Origin of the sequence: Rathayibacter oskolensis, from assembly GCF_900177245.1 — a bacterium.
Classification (GTDB): Bacteria; Actinomycetota; Actinomycetes; order Actinomycetales; family Microbacteriaceae; genus Rathayibacter; species Rathayibacter oskolensis.
This window is the reverse complement of record NZ_FXBM01000001.1, coordinates 367,431-391,469: the sequence shown is the minus strand read 5'-3', so window position 1 is coordinate 391,469 and position 24,039 is coordinate 367,431. Positions and strand designations below refer to the sequence as shown.

Here is a 24,039-nt window from a genome sequence, read left to right as displayed (position 1 = left end):
GCGGCCTCTGCGGGCCGCGGATCGACGCCCGCTCAGACCTCGCCCGGCAGCGCCTTCCTGAGCACCAGGCGCGTCCACGCGCCGACGTAGATCCGGTCGCCCTCGCCGACCTCGCGGCGCTGGCCGGCGGGGAGGGGCGTCTGCGGCAGCCCCGCTCCGGCGGCGGCGAGGTAGGTGCCGTTCGCCGACTGCAGATCCTCGACCCACCAGCGCACGCCGTCGGTCGAGAGCTGGCACTGCCTCCGCGACACACCGGAGTCGGTGCCGCAGTCGATCTGCGGCGAGATGCCGCGGGAGACGGAGGGCCGCCCCACGAGCAGGGAGCGCTCGCGCAGCACGACGGTCGACGGCGGGCCGGGAGAGGGCATCGGATCCTCCGCGCGCTGCTCCGCGTACCAGTCGGGGTCGATCCAGAGCTCGGCGACCCACGGGTCGGGCGAGGACGCCTCGGCGGCCGGCGTCGCCTCGGGGGTCACCTCGGTCGGAGCGCTCGGCGCGGAGGGGGCGGGCGGCGCGGTGGCGACGGGCACGTCGAAGCCGGCCTCCGACTCCGGAACGAGCGCCGTCGGGGGCAGTGACTGCTCCCCCGGCGCCTCGGCGGCGTGCACCTCGCCCGGATGGGCGGAGGGGTCGCCGGCGGCGGACGCCGACCCGCCGACCTCGGCCGGGGCGCGGACCGCGCCGGACGCCGTGAACGGATCGGCCTCGGGCAGCGAGCCCGTCGTGAAGTCGTAGCCGCAGTTCTCGCAGAACAGCGCGCCCGCCTCGTTCGGGTACGAGCAGTTCGGGCAGACGGCCGGGCCCGTCGGGATGGCCGTCGTCGGGGCGGCGGGACTCGATGCGACGGGCGCCGGAGTCTGAGCGGCACCGATCGGGGCGCCGCAGACGTCGCAGTAGTCGCCGGAGGTCGACGTGTGCCCCTCGGGGCAGCGGAAGCTCACTTGCGCACCCGCGTGGTCTTGGTCGACGCGGTGTCCAGCGCCATCTCGTCGAGCTTGGCGACTCCGCGCTTCAGCCGCACGGTGCCCTCGTTCGGGTTGTCGATCTCGACGACCTTGCGCAGCTTCGCGGTCGCCTCGTCGTTGCCCGTGACGGCGGCCAGCTGCACCGCGCGGCCGAGCTTCACGGTCGCCGTGGCCTCGTCGCCCGCGGCCTTCGCCGCGAGCCCGTCCTGGATCGCCGAGGCCAGCTCGGTCTGACCGGTGTAGTGCGCCACGGCCGGGTCGATGCGGGCGGTGAGGGCGGAGTCGTCGGTCCAGCGCGCCTTGACGAGGGCGGAGGCGACCACCTCGTCGCGCACGCTCAGCTGCACCCGGGCGGCCAGCTGCTCGGCCCCGACGGGCTTGGAGGCGACCCGCACGGCCACGTGGTACTCCCGTGACTCGTCGCCCCAGGCGCCGGTCGGATAGGAGCCGGTGAGGGGGTTCACCGAGGTGCGGCGGGAGCTGAGGTCCTCGAGGTTCGGCGCGACCTGCCGCACGAAGAGCAGCTGTGCGCCCTGCGGGGTCCAGACGCGCAGCTCGCCGCTGGCGACTCCGCGGCCCATCGACGCCTGGATCAGCTGCTCGAAGTCGGCCGCCATGTCGGCGGGGTTCGCGATCAGTCCGACCGTGCCGAGCAGCGCGCTCGCGATCGTGCGGGCCTCCTCGACGACCCAGCGGGAGCCGACGCCGCGGACATCGCACTGGAAGACGCCGCCGGCGGCACGGATCGCCGCGTCGAGCTGCATCCGCGACTCGTGCTCGTTCTTGCCGTCGGTCAGCAGGATCGCGTGCCGCTGCGTGGCCTCGGGGACGCTCGCGAAGAGCTGGCGGGCGAGCGTGAGCCACGTGCCCATCGCGGTGCCACCATCGGCCTGGAGGTAGCCGATCGCCTCCTTGGCGGCGGCGCGCGCCCCCGGCTCCATGCGCACCATCGGCACGGAGGCGTTGGGGTAGGGGAAGGCGCGGTCGGCGCGCTCGGAGCCCGCGACGACGGCGAAGAAGGTGCCGTCGAGGATCTGGTCGACGGCGACCGCGGCGGCGCGCTTGGCGGCGACCATGTTCTCGCCGGTCATCGAGCCGGAGCAGTCGACGATGATGATCTCGGCGGCCGCACCGTCGCTGCCGGCCGCACCGGTGCCCGAGGCGGTCACCGTCACGATCGCGTGCACGTCGGTGGCGCCGTCCGAGAGGAACTCGTTCTGAAAGACACTCGCGCTGAACTCCGCCATTCCGTCAGCTTATTGGCCGTGCTCTCGTCGGTGGCCCTCCTCGCCGGATGCGCAGGAAGCCCGGCGACCGGCGTCGCCCCGCCTCCCGAGGGCGTCCGCTTCGACTACCAGCTCGGCGGCGGCTACCCGCCGGCCGACGGCGTCGGCCTCGTGGTGCGCGACCGCACCGACCGGCCGGAGCCGGGCCTGTACTCGGTCTGCTACGTCAACGCGTTCCAGACCCAGCCGGGCGAGGAGGCGGAGTGGACGGGCGCGCGGGCGGAGCTGCTGCTGCGCGACGACGACGGCGTCGCGGTGACCGATCCCGACTGGCCCGACGAGATCCTCCTCGACGTCTCGACACCGCAGAAGCGGGACGCCCTGCTGGACGTCGTCTCGGAGTGGATCGCGGGCTGCGCCGACACCGGCTTCGACGCGATCGAGACCGACAACCTCGACTCCGCCACCCGCTCCGAGGGCCTCTTGAGCGACGAGGACACGGGAGCGTTCGCCGAGGCGCTGGTCGAGTCGGCGCACGCCTCCGGTCTCGCGATCGGCCAGAAGAACGCGGCCGAGCGCGCCGGCGAGATGCGGGCGCTCGGCTTCGACTTCGCGATCACCGAGGAGTGCGAGGCGTTCCGCGAGTGCGACGCCTACACCGACGTGTACGGCGCGCGGGTCTACGAGGTCGAGTACACCGACGGGTCGGAGGCCGTCTTCGACCGCGCGTGCTCCCTCCGCGGCGACCGCATCGGGGTGGTGCTGCGCGACCGCGACCTGCTCGTGCCGGGGGACGACGGCTTCGTCTCCCGGCAGTGCTGAGAGTCCGGGCGTCGACGTCTTCTCGTCAGCCGCTGAAGGCCGTCAGCGCGTCGTCGAGGATCCCGAGGCCGCGGGCGACCTCGGCGGGGGTGACGACCGCGGGCGGGACGACGTGGATCCGGTTGTCGGCGGTGAACGGCAGCAGGCCGCGGGAGAGCAGGTCGGCCTTCAACCGGCCGACCGACGCGACGGGCAGCGGGGTCCGCGCCTCGCGGTCCGACACGAGCTCGAGCGCCCAGAAGACACCGGAGCCGCGCACCTCGCCGATCACGTCGTGCTTCGCCTCGAGGGCGGCGAGACCGGGAGCGAGGTGCTCGGAGCCGATGGTCTTCGCGTTGTCGACGATCCCCTCCTCCTCCATCGCCTCGAGGGTCGCGATGACGCTCGCCGCAGCGAGCGGGTGCCCGGAGTAGGTGAGGCCGCCGGGGAACACGCGGTCGTCGAAGTGGTGCGCGATCGGGTCCGAGATGATGACGCCTCCGATCGGCACGTAGCCCGAGTTGACGCCCTTGGCGAAGGTGATCAGATCGGGGCGGACGTCGAACGCGTCGAAGGCGAACCACTGGCCCGTGCGGCCGAAGCCGGCCATCACCTCGTCGAGGATGAGCTGGATCCCGTAGCGGTCGGCGATCGCGCGGACGCCGGGCAGGAAGCCGGGCGGCGGAGTCAGGATCCCGGCGGTGCCGGGGATCGTCTCGATCAGGAACGCGGCGATCGACTCCGGACCCTCGGCCTGCACGACGCGCTCGAGGTGGTGCAGCGCGCGCTCGCACTCCTGCTCGGGCGTCTCGGCCCAGAACTCGGTGCGGTAGAGGTAGGGGCCGAAGGCGTGCACGTGGCCGCGCGCGTACTCGTTCGGGATGCGGCGCCAGTCGCCGGTCGAGACGATCGCGGCGCCGGTGTTGCCGTGGTACGAGCGGTAGAACGACACGACCTTGTCGCGGCCGGTGTACAGGCGCGCCATGCGGATCGCGTTCTCGTTGGCGTCGGCGCCCCCGTTGGTGAAGAAGACCTTCTCGAAGCCCTCGGGAGCGCGCTCGGTGATGAGGCGCGCCGCTTCGGCGCGGGTCTCGTTCGCGGCGGCCGGACCGACCGTGGTGAGGATCGCCGCCTGCTCCTGGATCGCCGCGACGACCTTCGGGTGCTGGTACCCGATGTTGACGTTGACCAGCTGGCTCGAGAAGTCGAGGTAGCGGGTGCCGTCGACGTCCCAGACCTCCGAGCCGAGGCCTCCCGCGATCGGCAGCGGGTTCAGCGCGCCCTGCGCCGACCAGGAGTGGAAGACGCGCGAGCGGTCGGCGGCGGCGACGGAGGCGTTGTCGCGGGTCGTGCCTTCTTCGCGGCCGGTGCCGTCGTGGACGTCGTGCGGGGTCGTCGAGAGCGTCATGACTCCATCGTGCCGCGTCCGGCTCCGGAGGTGACTGCCGGATCCGTCGAACCTCCGCGCCTACGATGGACACACCGTCGAACCCGGGGAGCCGCTCATGCCCGCGACCGTCCGCGATCTGCTCGCCGAGCCGGCGTTCCGGCTGCGGATCCTCGCCGGGGTGCACGACGAGGCGGCGCTGGACGCCCCGCTCGTGTGGGCGCACTCGTCCGACCTCGTCGATCCGACTCCGTGGCTCGAATCGGGCCAGCTTCTGCTCACCGACGGCGTGCACTTCACGGGCGCCGACTCGGCCGAGTTCTCGGAGGGCTACGTCGCGCGCCTGCGCGGTCGCGGGATCCGGGCGCTCGGCTTCGCGACCGACATCGTGCACGACGAGGTGCCCCCTCGGCTGATCGCCGCCTGCGAGCGGCAGGGCCTGCCACTGCTCGAGGTCGCCGAGCGCACGCCGTTCATGGGGATCATCCGCTTCGTCGCCGACGTGATCTCGCGCGAGCAGCGCGAACGGCTCGAGTGGTCGCTGGAGGCGCAGCGCCGCGTCGCGCGCGCGGCACTGCGGCCCGACGGGCTCGCGGCGATCCTCTCGGAGCTCGAGCATCAGCTCGACTGCTGGGTCGCGCTCTACGACGCCGTCGGGCAGCGCGTGCACCTGCAGACGCGGCTCGACGTTCCGGAGGCGGCGGAGGCGTCGGTCACCGCCGCGGTGCGGCACGCGCTCTCCCGCGGCAGCCGCGCGGGGCTCAGACTCGACGACGGCGGCGGCGTGACCCTGCAGACGCTGGGGCAGCGCGATCACCTGCGCGGCGTGCTCGCCGTCGGCACCGGGACTCCGCTCGACCCGGCGGGCAACGACCTCGTCGCGAGCGTCATCGGCCTGGCGAGCATCGCCCTCGAGCAGCGGCGGGCGCTCGACACCTCCCGGCGCCAGCTGCGGTCGGGGCTGCTCGAGCTGCTCGCCGCGGGCGCCTTCGACGTCGCATCGCGCACGGCCCAGCAGCTCTGGGGCACCCTGCCGGCCGAGCCCGTGCGGGTGAGCGTGCTGAGCGAGCCCGTCCACGGCGAATCGCTGCTCGACGAGCTCGAGGTCTTCGCGGAGGAGAACGGCGCGCGGCTCTTCTTCGCCGAGCGCGACTCCGCCCTCGTCGTGATCACCGGAGCCGACGACCTGGAGCCGATCGCGGGGGTGCTCGGCCGGCACGGACTCACCGCGGGCGCCTCCGCGCCGATCGGGTGGGCCGAGCTCGGCCGAGGGCTGCAGGAGGCGACCCGCGCCGCCGAGCGCGCCGGCGTCGATCATCCGCTGCTGCGCTTCGAGGAGGTCGCCGAGCGGGGGATGCTGGGCCTGCTCACCGCCTCCGGAGCCGAGCCGCTCGCCCGGAGGATGCTCGAGCCGCTGCTCACCCCGGACGGTGCCGTGCTGCTCGAGACCGCGCGCGTCTGGCTCCGCCGCAACGGCGCGTGGGATCCCACCGCTCGCGAGCTCGGTGTGCACCGACACACCCTCCGCAACCGCATCACCGCCGTCGAGCGCGCGCTGGGCATCGACCTCGACGACTTCGGCGCCCGCGCCGAGCTGTGGACGGCGCTGCGGTTCGTCTGAGCGACGGCTGTCCCGGTATGCCCGGGAATCCACCGCCCGGGTCACGTGGGTCTCGATCCGCCCCTCCGGGCTGCTCTACCAGCAAGCAGGCGGGACGCGAGGGTCCCCTCAGGCCAAGCGCAACCGGCGATCCGCGTTCCACCGGATCGACGTGCGCGACCGCAGGACGCTCCGCGGAACGCACCCACCTCGCCGAGCCGACCGCGGCCGATCGACGAGCGCAGCGAGGAGAGAGGCCGACCACCACGGCCGAGCGCAACCGCCGAATCGCGTCCAGCGATTCGCCGTGCGCGGAGGCAGGACGCTCCGCGGAACGCACCCACCTCGCCGAGCCGACCGCGGCCGATCGACGAGCGCAGCGAGGAGAGAGGCCTAGGAGTTCTGCGGGAACCCCAGGTTGATCCCGCCGTGCGACGGGTCGAGCCAGCGGCTGGTGATCGCCTTCTGCTGAGTGAAGAAGCGGACGCCCTCGGCGCCGTGGGCCTTGGTGTCGCCGAAGAGCGACGACTTCCAACCGCCGAACGAGAACGTCGCCACCGGCACGGGGATCGGCACGTTGATGCCGATCATCCCGACCTCGACCTCGTTCTGGAAGCGCCGGGCGGCGCCTCCGTCGTTGGTGAAGATGGCGGTGCCGTTGCCGAACGCGCCGGTGTTGATCAGCGTCACGCCCTCCTCGTAGGAGGCGACCCGCACGATCGAGAGCACCGGCCCGAAGATCTCCTCGGTGTACACCTTCGAGGTGATCGGCACGTCGTCGATCAGCGTCGGGCCGAGCCAGAACCCGTTCTCGTCGCCGTCGACCTCGATGCCGCGGCCGTCGATGACGACCGTCGCGCCGTCCTCCTCCGCGATCGCGATGTAGGAGGCGACCTTGTCGCGGTGCTGCTTCGTGACCAGCGGCCCCATGTCGCAGCCGCGGCGGCCGTCGCCGATGCGCAGCTTCGCGGCGCGCTCCTGGATCTTGGTGATCAGCTCGTCGGCGACCGGCTCGACCGCGACGACGACCGAGATCGCCATGCAGCGCTCGCCCGCGGAGCCGAAGCCCGCGTTGATCGCGGAGTCGGCCACAAGGTCGAGGTCGGCGTCGGGCAGGACCAGCATGTGGTTCTTCGCGCCGCCGAGCGCCTGGACGCGCTTGCCGTGCTTCGTGCCCGTCTCGTAGACGTACTGCGCGATCGGGGTCGAGCCCACGAACGAGATCGACTTCACGTCGGGGTGCTCGAGGAGTCCGTCGACCGCGACCTTGTCGCCGTTGAGCACGGTGAAGACGCCGTCGGGGAGCCCGGCCTCCTTCCAGAGCGCGCCGAGCCAGATCGCCGGCGACGGGTCCTTCTCGGAGGGCTTCACGACGACCGTGTTGCCCGCGGCGATCGCGATCGGGAAGAACCACATCGGCACCATCGCCGGGAAGTTGAAGGGGCTGATGATGCCGACGACCCCGAGGGGCTGCTTCGTCGAGTAGACGTCGACACCGGTCGAGACCTGCTCGGAGTACTCGCCCTTGAGGTGGTGCGCGAGGCCGGTCGCGAACTCGACGACCTCCTGGCCGCGCGTGATCTCGCCGAGCGCGTCCGAGACGACCTTGCCGTGCTCGGAGGTGATGAGCTCGGCGAGCTCCTGCTTCTTCGCCTCGAGCATCTCGCGGAACCGGAAGACGATCTGCTGCCGCTTGGCGAGCGAGGTCTCGCGCCAGGCGGGGAACGCGGCCTTGGCGGACGCGACGGCCGCGTCGACCTCGGCGGCGTCGGCGAGCGCGACCTCCTTCGTCACGACTCCGAGTGCCGGGTCGTAGACCGGTGAGGTGCGGCCGGAGGAGGAGGCCGACGGCGCCCCGTCGATCCAGTGGCCGACGATGGACAGCTGCGTTCGGGGCTCGGCGATGCTCATGGGGTCGACTGTAGGCGGAGGGGGCGCCGCGGGGTGGGTGGATTCGTCTAGTGCGGCGGGGTGCTGGTGGACGGATCCGCCTTCTCCACCGGCTCGGGCTCGAAGCGCGCCAGTGCCGCTGTGATGTTGTCGTGGCCGCCGCGCTCGTTCGCCCAGGCGACGAGCGCCTCCGAGACGGTGACCGGGTCGCTGCCGACGCGCTCCAGCGTGGTCCGGAGCACTCCCGCGAGGTCCTCCGCCGACGAGGCGTAGTTCCACAGTCCGTCCGAGCACGCGAGCACCCAGCCCGGCTCCTCGAGCACGACGGAGGCGATGGTCGGCTCCTCGTCGTGGGCGTCGGCGCCGAGCCACTTCGTGATCGCGTGCGCGTCGGGAGCGGTCTCCGCCTCCGCCCGCCCCATCCCCGAGGCGATCTGCTCCTGGGCCCAGGAGTCGTCGACCGTCAGCTGCCGCGCCGGCCCCGCGTCGGGGATCCAGTAGCTGCGGCTGTCGCCGACGTTGCCGGTGACCAGCAGCGCGCCGTCGAGGATCGCGGCGGTGAAGGTGCACGAGGGCGGGTTCGCCCGCTTCTCGGGCACGGCCGCGTCGATCGCTCCGGAGGCGCGCGCGACCGCCATCTGCAGGAGCGCGCCCCACCGATCGGCCCCGCGAGCCTCCTCGCCGACCTCGGCCTGCAGGGCGCTCAGCGCGGCACGCGCGGCCGCCAGCGAGGCCCGGTCGGAGTCGGGGGTCGACGAGACGCCGTCGCAGACGACCAGCAGCGCGGTGCGGAGCACGCCGCCCCCGTCCGCGCGGGCGCCGAGCGCCATCGCGTCTTCGTTCGCCGCGTGGCGCAGCCCCCGGTCGCAGACGCCGCCGACCAGAGGATGGGGCGCCTCCGCCCAGTGCTCGCGCTCGGTCGGCGCCGGCCGGCCGCACTGCTCGCAGTAGCCGTCGTCGGCCACCGTGCCGCCGCAGTACACGCACGGCGCGGGCTCGGCGGTCGGGGGAGCCGCCTGGGCCGCCCGGACGATCAGGGTGCTCCCGCACGCCTCGCAGAAGGCGTCGCCGGCGGTCACCGGCTCGCCGCAGACGGGGCACGGCGTGGACAGCTCGCCGCTCACGTCAGCGTCCAGCGCCGGACCTCGTTGGCGCGGTCGACGAGGCGCAGCCGCTCGTCGCGCTCCCTGGTCGAGGCCGCGAGCGAGCGGTACGACGCCTCGAGACCGTCGCGGATCGAGGCCTCGTTGGCCTCGACTCCGCCGAGCATCGCGCCCTCGGCCGGGCCGTCCCGGCGGACGAGCTCGAGGGCCGACTCGAGGACACCCGTCGTGAGCTCGAGCCGGGTGCGCTGATCGATCGCGACGGCGTCGACGCTCGAGAGCGCTGCCGAGAGCGACGGCAGGCCGCGACCCGACGAGGCGAGCAGCTCGGCCCGCCGGCGGCGCGCGTCGACGTAGGAGGAGCGGGTCGGCGTGACGATGTCGAGCGCGTCGAGCGCCCCGTCGAGGTCGTCGCGCTGCTGGCGCACCCGCGCGAGGCCGAAGGCGGCCGGAGCCGTGTAGTTCGCGTCGGCGCGCGCGCAGATGACGTAGAGCGACTCCGCCACCTCGGGCTCGCCGCTCGCCTCGCAGGCGGCCGCGAGGGCCAGCTTCGGGGCGAGCTCGCCCGGCACCTGCCCGTAGACGGTGTTGAAGGAGGCGCGCGCACCGATGTCGTCGCCCCGCGCGAGCTGCGCGAGACCGCTCATCCAGACCGCGCGCCACTCCCACGGGTCCTCGGTGAGGATCTCGCCGGTCGCCCGCGCGAGGTCGTCCCAGCGCTCCGCCTCGATCGCCGCGCGGGCGCGGGCGAGCCGCACCTCGACGGTGACCGTCGGCGCCAGCCCCAGCGCGCGGAGGCGGACGATCGGGTCGGCGACGTTCACGCCCGCGAGCCAGGCCTTCGCCGCGTCGGACTCGTCGATCTTGAGCAGCGGCAGCGCGTCCCACGGCAGCGGTCGGTCGACCACGTCGGCGACGGGCGCCTCGAACAGCGCCGACTCCGTCGAGTGCAGCGCCGGGTGACCGGGCCCGCGGTCGGTCGCGACGACCTCCCGCAGCACGCCGAGCAGCTGGCCGCGCATCTCGTCGACGGTCGCGAAGCGGTCCTGCGGATCGGGCGCGCACGCCTTCGCGATCAGGCGGTAGAAGGAGTCGTAGCGCTGGAACAGCGGCGTCTCGGACACCGGCGGCAGCGAGGCGACGTAGGTGGTCTGGTTGCCGCGGAAGTCGAGCACCAGCGAGGCGATGGTGCGCCCGATCGTGTAGACGTCGGAGGCGACCGACGGCCCGACCTCGGGCACCTCGGGAGCCTGGTAGCCGATGGTGCCGTAGATGGCCGACTCGTCGTCGTCCATCCGGCGCACGCCTCCCAGGTCGATCAGCTTGACCTGATCGCCGACCTGGATCATGTTGTCGGGCTTGAAGTCGCAGTAGAGCATGCCCTGGTCGTGCAGGTAGGCGAAGGCCGGCATCACCTCGAGCACGAAGGCGAGGGCCTGGTCGACGGGCAGCGGGTCTGCCGCTCCCCCGTTCGCCTCGAGCCGCTCCTTGAGGATCTGCTTGAGGCTCGGGCCTCCGACGTACTCCATCACGATGTAGCCGGCCGAGTCGTGCATCACGAAGTTGTAGATCTCGACGATCAGCGGGTGCTCGACCTCGGCCAGGAACTGGCGCTCGGTGATCGCCGCGGCGTAGGCGTCGGGATCGCCCGAGTTCAGCAGGCCCTTCAGCACGACCCAGCGGCCGGAGACGTTGCGGTCGCGGGCGAGGTAGATCCAGCCGAGCCCGCCGTAGGCGAGGCAGCCGACCACCTCGTACTGGCCGCCGACCACGTCGCCCTGCTTCAGCTGCGGCTTGAACGAGAACGGCGTGCGGCAGTTGGGGCAGAAGCCCTCGGTGCGCCCCGGCTTGCCGTCGCGAGCGCGACCCACTGCGGTGCCGCAGTTCGAGCAGAAGCGCTTGCGCTCGGGGAGCACCGCCTCCTTCATCAGCGCGGCCATCGGGTCGGCGGCCGGGCGGGAGGGGACGGTCGTCAGTCCCGCGCCGAGCCGCGGCCCGCGCAGGCGCGTCGACGTCGTGCCGACGCGGCGCGTGACCTTCGAGCCGGTCTGCGCGGTGCGGGCCGAGCCGAGTGCGGCGGTCGCGAGGCGCGCGGAGGAGGTGCGCCCACTGCGCGCGGTCGGCGCCTCCTCGGTGCTCGATCCGACGGGCGCGGCGGTGTTCGGGGTTCCCTCGTCGAAGCCGGTCCCGAAGGCGGCCGACGCGGTCGCGGGAGCCGCCCCGGCGGTCGCGGGACGGCGGGCGGTCGGCGTCGAGCCGGCAGCGGGAGCCGGGGCGGCGGCCGGGGCCGCGGCGACCGCGCCCGACTCGGGCGGCAGCCCGCAGACGTTGCAGTAGCCGTCCTCGATGACTCCGGTGCAGCCCGGAGTCGAGGTGCAGGGTTCGCCGTTCATGGGGTGGCCTTCCGGTGGTGCGGGCTGGCGGGGGCTGCGCGCGGCAGGTCGCGCGTGACGACGTCGTACTGCTCGACGAGGTGTCGGGCGAGGGGCACCGAGCAGGGCACGGCGTCGAGGGCGGCCCTGACCTCCTCCTCGGCGGCCACTCCGACGGCGGAGGCGGCGCGGCCGTTCGCGGCCGCCCGCTCGCGGAGAGCGCGGAGTCGGAAGCCGAGCGCCGCGCGCTCGCGCAGCGGCGACGTGTAGGCGGCCTCGACGGCGTCGAAGGCGCGGCCCACGGCGGTGAGGCGGGCGAGGTGCGCGTCGAGCGCCTCCCGGTTCGAGGGTGGCTCGCCGAGGCGCGAGACGTCGGGCACCGCGAGCCGGGGCGGGTCGGCGATCTCGCGGCGGCAGCGGGCCACGAGCTCGCGCAGCGGCGCCTCCCTCCGCTCCGCCGCCTCCGCGAGCTCGCGTGCGCGCCGGCGGTCGCGCTCGAGTCCACGGCCCTCGGAGGCGGCGATGATCAGGTCGCGCTCGAGGCGGGCCGAGTCGCTCTCGAGCTGGCCGAGCGGGCCGGAGACGTCCGCTCCCCTGCTCGCCTTCTCGGCCAGGGCGTCGAGGCGGGAGCGCAGCACGGCGACCCGCTGCGCGGACTCCTGGTCGACGGTCCCGCGATTGTCGCGGGTGAGGTCGCGGCAGCGCTCGATCTCGGCGCGCACCCCGACGATCCGGCCGGCCACGTCGGTGCCGCTCGGGTCGAGCTCGAGCCGCGACTTCAGCTGCCCGACGACGGCGTCGCACAGCCTGACCGCCTCCACCAGCGAGACCGCGGCGCTCGCGCCCGACCCTGAGGAGTCGAGGCGGCCCCAGATCAGCTGCGACATCCGCTCGCGGGCGACGACGTCGACGCGGCCCGAGTCCCACACCAGCTCGAGCTCGGCGAGGCGTCGCGTCACCGACTCGCGCAGCGACTGGGCGAGCACGACGTCGGAGGTGTAGCTGTCGGCCTGAGGCGAGGCGAGGGCCGCGGCGTCCAGCCGCGACAGCTCGCGCGTGGTCCGCTCGAGCCAGCGGGTGAGTGCCGCGAGGTACTCGAAGAGCTCGCGCTGCGGTGCCGCCTCGCCCAGGCGGCCCGGCGCGACCGGGCTGCCCTCGGCGAGTCCCGTCCCGTTCGCCGCGACGCTCATCGTCCGTAGGCGGGCGCCGGCGGCGAGGCCGCCCCGAGTTCGCCCAGCCAGCGGTCGTAGATGCTCTGCCAGCGACCGTCGGCGCGGATGCTCTCGAGCGCGGCGTTCACGAAGCGGACGTAGTCCAGGTCGTCGGCGGGCATCCCGAGTCCGTAGGGCTCCGAGCTGAGCGCGTCGCCGATGACCTTCGCGTAGGGGTCCTGCGCGACGAAGCCGGCGAGGATCGTGTCGTCGCCCGCGATGGCGTCGACGGATCCCTCCTGGAAGAGCGCGAGGCACTGGGTGTGGGTGTCCGCGGCGACCGCCTCGACCTCGGGGTAGTCGTTCTCGAGCCTGCTGAGCGTCGTGGTGCTGCGGGGCGCGCAGACCGTCTCGCCCGACAGGTCGGCGATGCTGTCTGCCTCGCTGCTGTCCGACACCAGGACCTTGAGCCCTGCGCCGTAGTACTCCGACGAGAAGGCGATGCTGCCCCAGCGGTCGCAGGTCATGGTGAGCGTGCGCGCGACCATGTCGACCTGCGGCGCGCCGTCGCCTCCGGTCAGGGCGGGGAGGCGCTGGGCGGAGGTGATCACCACGAAGGTGATCGCGTCGGGGTCGCCGAGGATCGCGCGGGCGATCTCGCGCGCGATGTCGATGTCGAAGCCCTCGATCGACCCGGTGAGCGGGTTGCGCGCGCTCATCAGCAGGGTGTCGGCCGAGACGCCGACGCGCAGGGTGCCCGCCTGGCGGATGGCGGTGAGCCTCGCGCTGTCGGTGACTCCGGTCGGCGCGTAGGAGGTGACCGCCGACGGCGAGCACTCGGTCGCCGGTGCTCCTGCACTCGCGGTCGGCGCCGGCGTGGCGGTCGGGGTGGGCGTGGCGGCGCCGATCACGGTGCCGAGGTCGTCGGCCCCCGTGCTGCACCCCGAGACCGCGAGCGCCGCGGCCGTCACGAGGACGAGGGCGGCCGTGCGCAGGCGGGAGGGGCGCGGACGGGAAGGGCGCAGGCGGTTCATCGGTACTCCTCGAGTCGCTGCGAGACCCCGCGCCAGGCCAGCGCGGCGCCGATCAGCCCGCCGGCCAGCAGGATCCACGAGGCGATCGACGAGATCGCCCCCCAGGTCCCGAGGGTGTTCTCGGTGCTGCTCGCGTCGGTCGTCACGGCCGCCTCTGCGGCGTCGCTGAAGGTGGTGAAGGCGGCGTTCGCCGAGTCGGGGCCCGTGTCGACGGCGAGGCCGACCGCCTCGTCCCAGCGACCTGCGTCGTCGGCCTCGCGGATCGCGGTGTGCCTGTCGAGCCACGCGTCGAGGTCGTCCACCAGGCCACCGTCGAGGATCCCGGTGGCCGTCGCGTCCTCGAGCCGGTCGCGCGCCTGGGTCGCCGCCTCCTGGAACTGCGCCTCGAGCGCCGCACCCGAGCCGCGCTTGATCAGCGTGAAGCTCTCGAGCGACTTCGCCTCGCTCGCCTCGGTGAGCGCCTGCGAGACGGCGAGCGTCGCCCGGTAGGACTCGCTGCGCACGGTGCCCGCGTTCGAGGCGGCGGCACCGTAGGCCAGTGCGGCGCCGATGCCGAGCACGAGCAGCAGCGCGGTGGCGGTCGCGAGCGGACGGTTGAGATAGCGGTGGGTGCGCCGGGCCAGCCAGACCTGCGCGCCGACCATGAGCAGCAGCATCGCGAGGGAGCCGATGAGCAGCAGGCCGCTCCAGCGCACGGCGTCGTAGGCGCTCGCCACGCGGTCGGCACCGGTGCTGACGAGCTCGTTCAGGTCGGCGAGGATCCCGTCGTCGGCGGTCAGGACCGCCGACGCCTGGTCGAGGTAGGCCGAGCCGACCGGGAAGCCCTGGCGGTTGTTCGCGCGGGCCTGCTCGATGAGGCCGCTGTAGGTGGTGAGGTCGCGGGCGACGGCGGCGAGCGCCTCGGAGTCGCGGGGCTCGGAGGCCGAGAGGGTCGCGAGCTGCGTCGCGGCGGCCTGGACGTTGCCGGTGAACTCCGCCCGCTGGTCGGCCGGCTCGAGCCCGCCGACGAGGAACGTGTTCGCCGCGATCGCGTTCGCGTCGACCAGGAGGTTCCGCACCTCCTGCACGCCCACGATCTGCGCCGACTGCTCACGGGCCTCGGCCGCGGCGCGCGACTGCAGCGCGCCGGCCTGCTGCGCGGCGACCCCGAAGAGCACCGCCGCGATCACAGTGAGCACGAGCAGGAGCCGGAGGGTGCGCGGAGTGGTCGAGGTCGCCCGCGCGAGCAGCGTCGGCCGCTTGGTCGCGGGCGGGTTCGCGATCCGCACCGGGGACGCCTCCGGCGTCCGCACGGCGGGCGGCGAGGCGGGGGCGGTGCTCATGCGGTCTCCTCCGGAGCGTCGTCGGGGGCTCGGTGCTCAGCAGGCTCGTCCTGTGCAGCGTCCTCAGCGGCAGCGTCGTCCTCCGCGGGCAGCGCCTCCACCACGTCCTCCGGCACCAGGATCCGCAGCTCGTCGAGCGTCGGCTCCTCGGTGTCGCGCAGCCGCCAGGCGTGCCTGGCGATGGAGGCGTCGAGCACGTTGCGCACCCAGCGGCCGTTGCCGAACGCCTCGGTGCGCTCCTGGGCCGCGGCGAGCTCGGCGAAGGCGGTGAGCGCCTCCTCCGTCGGCTCGAAATCGGCCGAGGAGGCGAGGCGCCGGAAGATCGCGGACAGCTCGTCGTCGGTGTAGTCGGCGAAGTCGATCGTCGTCGAGAAGCGGCTCGCGAGGCCGGGGTTGGTGTCGAGGAAGCCCTGCATGGGCCCGGAGTAGCCCGCGACGATCACGACCAGGTCGCCGCGGTGGTCCTCCATGTCCTTGACGAGCGTGGTGACCGCCTCGGCGCCGTACTGGTCGAGCGCGAGCGCGTAGGCCTCGTCGATGAAGAGCACGCCGCCGCGGGCCCTCGCGATCACCTCGGCCGTCTTCATCGAGGTCTGCCCGAGGTAGCCGGCGACCAGCTCCGACCGGTCGACCTCGACGAGCACGCCCTTCGAGAGGATCCCGAGGGAGCGGTAGATCCGCGAGACGAGCCGGGCGACGGTGGTCTTGCCCGTGCCCGGGTTGCCCGTGAAGACGAGGTGCCGGGTGAGGGTCGGTGTGGTGAGGCCGGCGGCCTGGCGCAGCGTGTCGATGCGGAGCAGCTGCGTCTGGCGCTTGATCTCGCTCTTCACCCGGTCGAGCCCGATGAGGGCGTCGAGCTCGGCGAGCAGATCCTCGATCTTCTCGGGGGGCGGGAGCGGCTCCGGCTCCTCCTCGGCGGCGGGTGCGGCCGGAGGCGCCGCGGCCGTCGAGGGGTCGGGCTCGTCCTGCGGACCGTCGTGCTCGGTGCGGCGCAGGCGCGCGAGGATCTCGTCGACGCCGGGGACCCCGGCGGGGAGCTCGGTCGGGAGCGCCGACCTCGCGGGGTGCACGGGATTCACGGACCGCCCCGGGTGCACGGTTCCGGCCGGGGGCCCCTGCGTCGGCAGTGCGCCGAGCTGCGCCGCCGCGGTCGCGGAGGCGGAGGCGATGCCTCCGATGCCCGGCTCGCCGAGCGCACTCGCCGCCGAGACGACCTCGGTGAGCGCGCGCGCATAGGCGGCGGCGTGCTCGGATCGCGCCGCGACGAGCGCTGCGAGCAGGTCGGTCGGAGCACCGCGCCAGCGGCGACCCCGGGAGGCGGCGGTGAAGAAGGCCTCGAGGCCACCGGGTGCCTCGGTCGCCGCGAGCCAGTCGGGGCCGGCGCCCGTGATGGACTCGGCGACCGCGGCCCCGAGGCGGGCGCCCTCCTCGCGGACGGCGGCCGCGTCGAGTCCGGCTGCGGATCCGGTGACCACCAGCGCGTCCAGCGCCGAGCCGAACGCGGTCACGAGGCGCTCGGGGGCTGGAGGGAGCCGGGGGTACCGAGGGAGCCGGGGGTACCGAGGGAGCCGGGAGCACCGGCGGCACCCGGCGCGCTCGGGCCGTCGAGCGCGCTCGGCGAGAGGGACGACTCCGTGAACTTCTCGGCGAGGAACTGCCCGTGCGCGATGAGAGCGGACGCGTCCTGCCGCGAGACGGCGTCGGAGATGCGGTCGAGCGTCGCCCCGAGGAGGTCGAGCTGGTCGCAGAGGATCATCAGCGAGGTCTTCCCCTTGTGGACGGCGCGGCGGTCGGCGAAGTCGCGCGGGAGGCGGAGGTACCCCTCCACGGCCTCGGGCAGGTAGCTCGTCGCGGTGGCGACCACCGTGTGGCCCTGCTGGCTCATTCCGCCGAGGCGGTCCAGGCGCGGCACCATCTCGCGCACGGTCTCGTCGACCCGTCGGATGCGCGCCGAGACGAGGGGCGGCACCCGCCCCTCGGTCTCCGCGGCGACGCGGTCGAGCGCCGCGAGGATGTCGTCGCTGGTGGGGACGCGGGGCAGGGCGGCGGGGGCGGACTCCTCCGGTGCGGCGTCGCCACCACCGAGCAGGCGGGAGAGCCAGCCCATGGTCTAGCGGCCGAGATCGAGCGAGGAGGTCGCGTCGATGTCGGTCGTCGAGCGGCGGGCGCGCTCGACGTACTCGCCGGCCTTCGCGGTCTCGGTCTGCAGCACTCCGACCGTCTGGGCCATGCTGTCGAGCGCCTTGATCTTGAAGTCCGAGATCGAGTCCATCGTCTGGTAGATGTTGGCGAACGCGGCCTGCAGCTGCGGCAGACCGACGGTCGCCGACGCCGCCTGGGACTGGATGCTCGCGGACTGCTCGGCGAGCATCCGCGAGGTCGCCTCGATCATGTTCGACGTGGTCGTATTGAGGGCGGTGATCTGGTCGAGCACGAGACGCTGGTTCGCCAGCGCCTGCGCGACGATGACGGCGGTGCGCAGCGCCGACACGGTGGTCGTCGTCGCCCGGTCGACGCCCTTGATCAGCTCGACGTTGTTCTTGATCACGACGTCGATCGCGAGGTAGCCCTGGATCGAGACCGCCAGCTGGGTCAGCAGGTCCTGGTGCTTCTGTCGCGCATAGAAGAGGACGTCTTCGCGCAGTGCCCGGGCGCGGTCGGGATCGGTCGCGTCGAGCTCGGCGATCTTGGCCGAGAGCTTCACGTCGAGCCGCTCGGCGACGTAGATGTACTCGTTGAGACGCGTCATCGTGTCCCACAGGTTCTGCTTCTCGAGGTTGAGCGCGGCGTTGTCCTTGCGGAGCTCGTCCTGCCCGTCGTAGAGCGCCTGGATGATCGCGTTGAGGTGCGACTGCGCGCTCTCGTAGCGGCGGAAGTAGTCGGTGATCTTGTTGCCGAAGGGGATGAATCCGAGGATCTTCTTCTGGATGTTGTCCTCGGAGGGGTCGAGATCCTCGACCGTGCGGCGCAGCTCGAGCAGGGTCTTGCCGATGGTCGACCCCTCGGAGAGCCCGCCCTCCTGCAGCGCGCGCACCGGCGTCTTGAGCAGCCGGTTCGAGGAGTCGGCGGCCGAGCGGATGTCGGCGTCGCCCATCGTGCGGATGTCGTTGGCCTTCGCCGCGAACTCGGGGCTGCGCGCCTCCGTCTGCAGCAGCGAGTTCAGGTAGCCGTCGACCTTGGCCTCGAGACCGGGCAGCGCCTGCTCGGGCACCTTCGGCGCGATCGACGGCGCCGACGTGGTCGGCACGGCAGCGACGGGCTCCGGCGGCGTCAGAGAGAGGGCGTTCTGGACGGGCGGCTGCAGGGCCTCGGTCATCGGGTTCCTCACCGTTCCTGGCGCTCGGCGCCGACTGCGGATGAACGTGCGGACAGCATATCCCGGGGTGTCGTGAGGGAGCCCCGGCTACCGGCGCCGCAGGGTCGCGACGGCGACGCCTCCGAGTGCGATCGCGCCTCCGATGAGGGCTGCGAGCGGCGGAGTCTCGTCGAGGACGAGCCCCGACAGGGCGACCACGACGGCGGGCACCGCGTAGGTGGTCGCCGCGGTGCGGCCGGCGCTCGTCCGCGCGAGCACGTACCCCCACGTGGTGAACGCGACGGCCGTCGGGAACACGCCGAGGTAGACCACCGCCAGAACGGAGGAGGCGGGCGCAGTCGCCAGGTCGCCCACGAGCTCCGGCGCGAACGGCAGGCAGGCGAGCGTCGCGGCGAGGCAGCCGATCCAGGTCATGGTGGGGGCGTCGATGCGGCGCAGCAGCAGCTTCTGCAGCGTCGCGGCGCCTCCGTAGAGCACCGCCGCCGCGACGCCCAGCACGACGCCGATGACGTCGAACTGCCCGGTCGAGGTCGAGAGGGCGATCACCGCGACGCCCGTGAGCGCCACGAGCATGCCGCCGATGAGCCGGCGCGGGAACCCCTCGCCGAGCAGGAGCCCGGCCAGGACGGCGGTGATCATCGGGGCGATGTTCACCAGGAGGGCAGCCGTGCCCGCGTCGACGTGCTGCTCGGCGGCGTTGAGGGCGAGGTTGTAGAGACCGAACCAGGCGATGCCCCAGAGCACCACGAGCAGGAGCAGGCGCCCGCGCGGGACGGCTGTGCGGGAGTCGCTCGTCGCAGCCCTGCGCCGCCGCGCCGCGAGGGCGAGGTGCAGGACGGTCAGGGCGACCGAGCCGATCGCGATCCGGCCGAGCGTGAGGGAGCCCGGACCGAAGTCCGCGGCGGTGGCCCGGATGGCGACGAAGGCGGAGGCCCAGAGGGTGATCGTGATCGCGATGGCGACCCAGAGCAGGGTCGCGCTCCCGCCGGCGGGCGAGGAGACGCGGGGAGCGGTCGAGGTCATGCACCCATCGTGGCCGCTCGCACGACGGCGGCCGGACGGGACGCCTCGCGCCGCGGCAGATGCCGTCCTCCGCCGCCGAGGTGTCCTCGCAGCACCGAGGAGCACGATGGGCGCGTGAGCTCCGTCGACCCCGTCACCCGTTCCGCGCCCGCGCTCGGCGGGCCGCGCATCCTCCGCCAGCGCTGGACGGAGGCGTCCTTCCTGCACTGGCGGGTGGACCCGTCCCTGGTCGCTCCGCACCTCCCTCCCGGAGTGCGGCCCGACGAGCACGACGGCTCGTCGTGGGTGGGCCTCATCCCGTTCCGCCTGTCGCGGACGGCGTTCCTCGGCGGCCCCCGGGTGCCGTGGCTGGGCACGTTCCCCGAGGTCAACGTCCGGCTCTACTCCGTCGACGCGCAGGGGCGCCGCGGAGTGGTCTTCGTCTCGCTCGAGGCGTCGCACCTGCTGCCGGTGCTCACGGCGCAGGCCGTGTTCGGGCTGCCCTACCGGTGGGCTCGCATGAGCATCGAGCACCGCCACGGCGCCGTGGTCTACTCCACCGAGCGGATCGGCGATCCGGCGGCGCACTCGCGGGTGGTGGTGCGGCCGACCCCCGGGACCGACGCGTCGGAGGATCCGCTCGCGTCGTTCCTGACGTCGCGATGGGCGTACCACGAGAGTCACCTCGGATCGACCTGGTACGGCCGGAACCTGCACCGGCCGTGGCCGCTGCAGCGGGCCTCGCTGCTCGCGCTCGACGACGGGCTGCTGGCGGCGGCGGGGTTCCCGGGGCTCGCGGGGCGGGCGCCGGACTCGGTGCTGTACTCGCCGGGGGTCGAGACAGTGTTCACGGTGCCGCGGCGGGTGTGACGTCGGACGTTCTGAGGGTCTGAGGCGGCCCGGCGGAACTCGGGCCCCACTCCTCCCCAGAAGGCGGCCGGGGGGTTCGTCCACACATCGGCGTACCTGGCCGGTCGCATGTCGGTGGTCCGTGATGTCATCCTCGTATGGTTCTTCTGGATGTGGACGCGAGGCCGCCGGGTGGCGTGTCGGTGCGCGAGTGCTTCGACGACGCTCTGGCGTCGGCCGTGGGTGCGGCGCGTGCGGTCGAGGTGTTCCTGGCGCACGCGGCGGCGCAGCGGTTCGAGTTGATCGAGCTGGCGCGACGGGCGGCGGTGGCGCTCCCGGAGGCGCTGGTGGATCCGCGCGTGCAGGTGCACGTCGAGGTGATGGAGGCGGCGCAGCGGGCGCTGGTCGCGGAGATCGCGACGAGCCTGCGCATGTCGGAGTCGGATGCGGCAGCGCTGATCGAGGAGAGCCGACTGCTCGTGAACGAGCTCCCCGAGACGTTGACGGCGCTGCGACTGGGGCGCTGCACGCCCGAGCACGTGCGCACGATCCTCCGGTGCGCGTTCGAGGTCCCGGCCGAGGTGCGGGGCAGGTTCGACGTCGAGGCGGCGATCCTGGCCGCGGAGTGCACGCCCGCGCAGGTGCGGCGTCGCCTCCGCGTGCTGCGCGAGCGGCTGCACCCGGAGTCGGCGACGGTGCGGCACCGGCGGTGCGCCGAGCGGCGAGGGGTGTGGTTCGACGGCGAGGCCGACGGGATGGCGACGCTGCACCTGCATCTGCCGGCTCCGGAGGCGCACGGGGCGTTCGACCGCCTCGACCGCGCCGCGCGCTCCCTCGCCGACGCGCCCGACGAGACGCGGACCCTGGGCCAGCTGCGCGCCGACGTCGCGGCAGCGCTCCTGCTCGACGGCGAGACGACGACGGACGGGCACCGGACCACCGCGACGACGATGCCGGCGGGCCTCCGCCCGCGAGTGTCCGTGACCGTTCCCGCGCTGACGCTCCTCGGGCGCTCGGACGAGCCGGGCACCCTCGACGGGTACGGGCCGATCGATCCCGAGACCGCGCGGCGCCTCGCCGCCGACGCGCCGTCCTTCACGCGCATCCTCACGCATCCCGAGAGCGGCGCGGTCCTCTCCGTCGGGCGCGACTCCTACCGGGTGCCGGCCGATCTGCGCCGGCACCTGCAGCACCGCGACGGGACCTGCCGGTTCCCGGGCTGCACCCGCCCCGCGACCGGCAGCGACGTCGATCACGGAATCGAGTGGCAGCACGGAGGCGCCACCGACGCCGAGAACCTCGCCCACCTCTGCCGCCACCACCACCGCCTCCGCCACACCACCACCTGGACCCTCGAGCACCACCCCGGCGGGGCCCTCCACTGGACCAGCCCCACCGGACGACGACACACCACCACACCCGCACGACCCGAACCGCCACCAGAGCCGGACCGGGATCCCGACCGGCCTCGGGATCCGGACCGGGAACGGGGTCCGGATCGGGATCGGGGTCCGGATCGGCACTGGTACAGGGATCGGTATCGAGGTGCAGGACACGAACCGCCGCCGTTCTGACACCACATCGAGTCACGACGTCGAGTCACGAGATCGAGTCAAGGGGGTCTCGTGCGGCTCGGTCGCGCGCGTAGCGTTCCCACCTCAGCCCGGTGACGGCGGGCACGGACGACGACGGAGGACTCACCATGGCGGCAGACGCGAGCACGGCAGACCCGAGCACGGAAGGCTTGATGAACACCGCAGGCACGACCACGACGACCACCGCGGTGCTCTTCGACATCGACGGAACCCTCGCCGACACCAACTTCCTGCACATCGAGGCGTGGGCCCGTGCCTTCTGGCAGTGCGACCTCGAGGTGCCCTCCTGGCGGATCCAGCGGGCGATCGGCGCGGACGCGTCCGAGCTTCTCGGCATGCTCGTGGACGACGACGTCGACGAGGCGACGCAGACGCAGCTGAAGGCGCTGCACACGAAGAACTACGCCGAGCTCACCCCCCGCATCGAGCTGCTGCCCGGTGCGCGCGAGCTTGTCACGGCCCTCGTCGCGCGGGGTGTCCGCGTGGTCCTCGCGACGTCGGCGCCGCAGGAGGAGCTCGACGTGCTGCTGCGGGTGCTCGACCTCGACGACTCCGTGCACGCCGTCACGAGCGGCGAGGACGTCGAGACGGCGAAGCCGAGCCCCGACCTGATCGGCGTCGCCCTCGAGCGCGCCGGCGTCTCGCCCGACGGCGCGATCATGATCGGCGACGCCACCTGGGACGTCATCGCGGCCGAACGCGCAGGGCTGGCGACCGTCGCTGTGATGTCGGGCGGGACCGGCGAGCACGAGCTCCGCGAGGCGGGCGCCGTCGCGGTCTACGAGGACGCCTCCGCGATCCTCGCCGACCTCGACAGCGGGCCGCTGGCGAGCCTCCTGCACTGATCCGCGAGCCGCGCGCACGAGGCCCGGGTGCGCAGGAGGCCCGGGTGCGCACGAGGCCCGGGTGCGCAGGAGGCCCGCCGCGGTCAGCCCTGCGGTCGGCGCCGGAGCAGCAGCAGCGTGACTCCCACGGCCGCGACCACCGCGACGAGCGCACCGCCGATCCAGAGCACGTCACCCAGCAGGGCCGGGTCCGCTCCGGACGCGGGCGCGGCGTCGTCGGACGTCGACTCGGACTGCCCCGACACGTCGATCGTCCCGTTGCAGTCGGGGACCGAATCCGACCCCTCGGCGAGCACAGCGTCGGCTCCGGGCTGCCAGTCGAACGCGTACTGCCCCGAGACCGGGTGCCCGTCCGTCGACACGACCTGCCAGGTCACCTCGTAGGAGCCGGCGGCGCCGAGCTCGAGCGGCATGGTCGCCTCCGGACCGACGACGCTCACGCAGCCGTCGCCGTAGAAGAGGCCGTCGGGCCCGACCACCCGCAGGGCGGCGGCCGATCCGTCCGTCCCGAGGACGAGCAGATCGTCGTTGGTGACGAGCGTCAGCGCGCCCGGCTGCTCGGTGACGGTCGCATCGGCGGCCGGGGTGCTCGAGACCAGGTAGTTGTGAGCGCTGGCGGGCGCCGCCACCGCGACCGAGCCGACGAGCCCGATCGCGGCCGCGGCGAGGAGGACCCGCGGGAGCCTCGTCCGGAGGTCGCTCACGCAGAGGCCCTCGGGCCGCGACGGCGCGACGCCAGCGCGACCGCGACGCCGACGGCTCCGACGACGAGACCGCCGACTCCGAGGACCCGCGCGACGACGTCGGGGCTCTCGACGGCGGTGGTGGCGGAGGCGGTCGTCGCCGAGGCGTCGTCGTCCTCCCCGCCGTGGTGGTCGGCTCCCGCCTCGCCGGCGGTCACGACGATCGCCGGAGCCGGCAGCTCCGGCTCCTCCTCGCCCTCGACGGTCGGCTGGTCCCACGCGGTCGAGCCGACCTCGCAGGTCTGCAGCACCGGGAACTCGAGGGTCTGCCCGGCGGCGTCCTCGGGGATCTGCAGCTGGAGCGAGACGGTGTCGCGGTACCCGTCGGCCAGCGGGGTCTTGGCCGTGTAGACGACGTCGGACACGCGCTCGGTCGCGGTGTTGCCGTGCGAGTCGGTGACCGGGTCGGCGATCTCGACCTCGTTCTTCACGACGTCCCAGTTCGGGTTGACGGTCGGGCTGACGGAGTTGACGCTCTCGGGCATCGTGATCGTCAGGCCCGTCGTCGGCGAGCCGTCGCAGCCGTGCGCGAGCGAGAACGTGACGACGGTGTACGAGCCGGCGGCGGTGCTGCTCGCGGCGGCGGTGACGTGGGCGTTCGCGGCGGCGGGTGCCGAGAGTGCGAGCGCGACCGAACCGGCGGCGACGAGTGCTCCGGAACCGACGAGGCGCAGGCGCGAGCCGGGGCGGCGGTGGGAGGCGGGGCGGAACGACGTGGTGGTGGTGCTGGGCATGGTGGTCTGAGGTCCTTCTGGAGAGTCGGCTGGTCGCCGGAGGAGAAGAACGCAGCGCGGAGTCGCGATGCGCGCAGGGCACGCCGACCGAGGCGCTCCGCGCG

20 protein-coding genes are annotated in these 24,039 nt (G+C 73.5%); 5 read left to right on the top strand and 15 right to left on the bottom strand.

Going from position 1 to position 24,039, the window contains the following annotated elements; translation table 11 throughout:
* Nucleotides 1–32: 32 nt before the first annotated feature.
* Together B9Y99_RS01930 and B9Y99_RS01925 are read right to left on the bottom strand one after the other, a co-directional pair.
* Nucleotides 33–941 (bottom strand): FHA domain-containing protein, encoded by a 909-nt coding sequence (locus tag B9Y99_RS01930; protein WP_085474919.1) that lies wholly within the window; start codon nt 939–941, stop codon nt 33–35.
* A complete protein-coding gene (locus B9Y99_RS01925) occupies nt 938–2,212 on the bottom strand; it encodes a VWA domain-containing protein (RefSeq protein ID WP_085474918.1) in 1,275 nt (424 codons plus the stop codon). The genes B9Y99_RS01930 and B9Y99_RS01925 overlap by 4 nt, the downstream gene beginning before the upstream one ends.
* A gap of 18 nt (nt 2,213–2,230) precedes the next feature.
* Between B9Y99_RS01925 and B9Y99_RS01920 the strand changes: the two genes are divergently transcribed.
* Entirely contained in the window at nt 2,231–3,013 is a 783-nt protein-coding gene (locus B9Y99_RS01920) for an endo alpha-1,4 polygalactosaminidase (RefSeq protein WP_208856907.1), read from the top strand.
* A 25-nt stretch (nt 3,014–3,038) separates the two neighbouring features.
* Here the strand turns inward: B9Y99_RS01920 and B9Y99_RS01915 are convergent, their stop codons facing one another.
* Nucleotides 3,039–4,400, bottom strand: a complete 1,362-nt coding sequence (locus B9Y99_RS01915) for an aspartate aminotransferase family protein (RefSeq protein ID WP_085474917.1) — start codon at nt 4,398–4,400, stop codon at nt 3,039–3,041.
* Nucleotides 4,401–4,497: 97 nt separating this feature from the next.
* On the opposite strand from B9Y99_RS01915, the gene B9Y99_RS01910 reads away from it, so the two are divergent.
* Nucleotides 4,498–6,000 (top strand): PucR family transcriptional regulator, encoded by a 1,503-nt coding sequence (locus B9Y99_RS01910; RefSeq protein WP_085474916.1) that lies wholly within the window; start codon nt 4,498–4,500, stop codon nt 5,998–6,000.
* Between the two features lie 372 nt (nt 6,001–6,372).
* Here the strand turns inward: B9Y99_RS01910 and B9Y99_RS01905 are convergent, their stop codons facing one another.
* From B9Y99_RS01905 to B9Y99_RS01860, 10 genes are all read right to left on the bottom strand, one after another.
* Nucleotides 6,373–7,890: a CoA-acylating methylmalonate-semialdehyde dehydrogenase gene (locus tag B9Y99_RS01905; protein ID WP_085474915.1), complete on the bottom strand. Its 1,518-nt coding sequence runs from the start codon at nt 7,888–7,890 to the stop codon at nt 6,373–6,375.
* 47 nt (nt 7,891–7,937) lie between these two features.
* Nucleotides 7,938–8,993 carry a PP2C family protein-serine/threonine phosphatase gene (locus B9Y99_RS01900; protein WP_208856873.1) on the bottom strand — a complete coding sequence of 352 codons (1,056 nt, stop codon included), beginning with the start codon at nt 8,991–8,993 and terminating at the stop codon, nt 7,938–7,940.
* Nucleotides 8,990–11,365 carry a serine/threonine-protein kinase gene (locus tag B9Y99_RS01895; protein ID WP_085474914.1) on the bottom strand — a complete coding sequence of 792 codons (2,376 nt, stop codon included), beginning with the start codon at nt 11,363–11,365 and terminating at the stop codon, nt 8,990–8,992. Before B9Y99_RS01895 ends, B9Y99_RS01900 begins: the two co-directional genes overlap by 4 nt.
* Nucleotides 11,362–12,534, bottom strand: coding sequence for a coiled-coil domain-containing protein (locus B9Y99_RS01890; RefSeq protein ID WP_085474913.1), 1,173 nt, complete (start codon nt 12,532–12,534; stop codon nt 11,362–11,364). The genes B9Y99_RS01895 and B9Y99_RS01890 overlap by 4 nt, the downstream gene beginning before the upstream one ends.
* Nucleotides 12,531–13,529, bottom strand: coding sequence for a glutamate ABC transporter substrate-binding protein (locus tag B9Y99_RS01885; RefSeq protein WP_085474912.1), 999 nt, complete (start codon nt 13,527–13,529; stop codon nt 12,531–12,533). Before B9Y99_RS01885 ends, B9Y99_RS01890 begins: the two co-directional genes overlap by 4 nt.
* Nucleotides 13,526–14,851: a hypothetical protein gene (locus tag B9Y99_RS01880; RefSeq protein WP_085474911.1), complete on the bottom strand. Its 1,326-nt coding sequence runs from the start codon at nt 14,849–14,851 to the stop codon at nt 13,526–13,528. Before B9Y99_RS01880 ends, B9Y99_RS01885 begins: the two co-directional genes overlap by 4 nt.
* Complete coding sequence (locus tag B9Y99_RS01875) at nt 14,848–16,359, bottom strand: AAA family ATPase (protein WP_085474910.1); 1,512 nt, start codon at nt 16,357–16,359, stop codon at nt 14,848–14,850. Before B9Y99_RS01875 ends, B9Y99_RS01880 begins: the two co-directional genes overlap by 4 nt.
* Nucleotides 16,356–16,958, bottom strand: coding sequence for a hypothetical protein (locus B9Y99_RS01870; RefSeq protein ID WP_085474909.1), 603 nt, complete (start codon nt 16,956–16,958; stop codon nt 16,356–16,358). Before B9Y99_RS01870 ends, B9Y99_RS01875 begins: the two co-directional genes overlap by 4 nt.
* Nucleotides 16,959–16,961: 3 nt before the next feature.
* Nucleotides 16,962–18,167, bottom strand: coding sequence for a toxic anion resistance protein (locus tag B9Y99_RS01865; RefSeq protein ID WP_085474908.1), 1,206 nt, complete (start codon nt 18,165–18,167; stop codon nt 16,962–16,964).
* 87 nt (nt 18,168–18,254) lie between these two features.
* Nucleotides 18,255–19,190, bottom strand: a complete 936-nt coding sequence (locus B9Y99_RS01860) for a DMT family transporter (protein ID WP_085474907.1) — start codon at nt 19,188–19,190, stop codon at nt 18,255–18,257.
* 114 nt (nt 19,191–19,304) lie between these two features.
* On the opposite strand from B9Y99_RS01860, the gene B9Y99_RS01855 reads away from it, so the two are divergent.
* From B9Y99_RS01855 to B9Y99_RS01845, 3 genes are all read left to right on the top strand, one after another.
* Nucleotides 19,305–20,039: a YqjF family protein gene (locus B9Y99_RS01855; protein ID WP_085474906.1), complete on the top strand. Its 735-nt coding sequence runs from the start codon at nt 19,305–19,307 to the stop codon at nt 20,037–20,039.
* 137 nt (nt 20,040–20,176) lie between these two features.
* Nucleotides 20,177–21,592, top strand: coding sequence for an HNH endonuclease signature motif containing protein (locus tag B9Y99_RS01850; RefSeq protein WP_085474905.1), 1,416 nt, complete (start codon nt 20,177–20,179; stop codon nt 21,590–21,592).
* 173 nt (nt 21,593–21,765) lie between these two features.
* Nucleotides 21,766–22,458 carry an HAD family hydrolase gene (locus tag B9Y99_RS01845; RefSeq protein ID WP_085474904.1) on the top strand — a complete coding sequence of 231 codons (693 nt, stop codon included), beginning with the start codon at nt 21,766–21,768 and terminating at the stop codon, nt 22,456–22,458.
* Between the two features lie 83 nt (nt 22,459–22,541).
* On the opposite strand, the gene B9Y99_RS01840 is transcribed toward B9Y99_RS01845, so the two are convergent.
* Complete coding sequence (locus B9Y99_RS01840) at nt 22,542–23,162, bottom strand: copper resistance CopC family protein (protein ID WP_085474903.1); 621 nt, start codon at nt 23,160–23,162, stop codon at nt 22,542–22,544.
* Nucleotides 23,159–23,935 carry a YcnI family copper-binding membrane protein gene (locus B9Y99_RS01835; RefSeq protein WP_085474902.1) on the bottom strand — a complete coding sequence of 259 codons (777 nt, stop codon included), beginning with the start codon at nt 23,933–23,935 and terminating at the stop codon, nt 23,159–23,161. Before B9Y99_RS01835 ends, B9Y99_RS01840 begins: the two co-directional genes overlap by 4 nt.
* Nucleotides 23,936–24,039 lie beyond the last annotated feature (104 nt).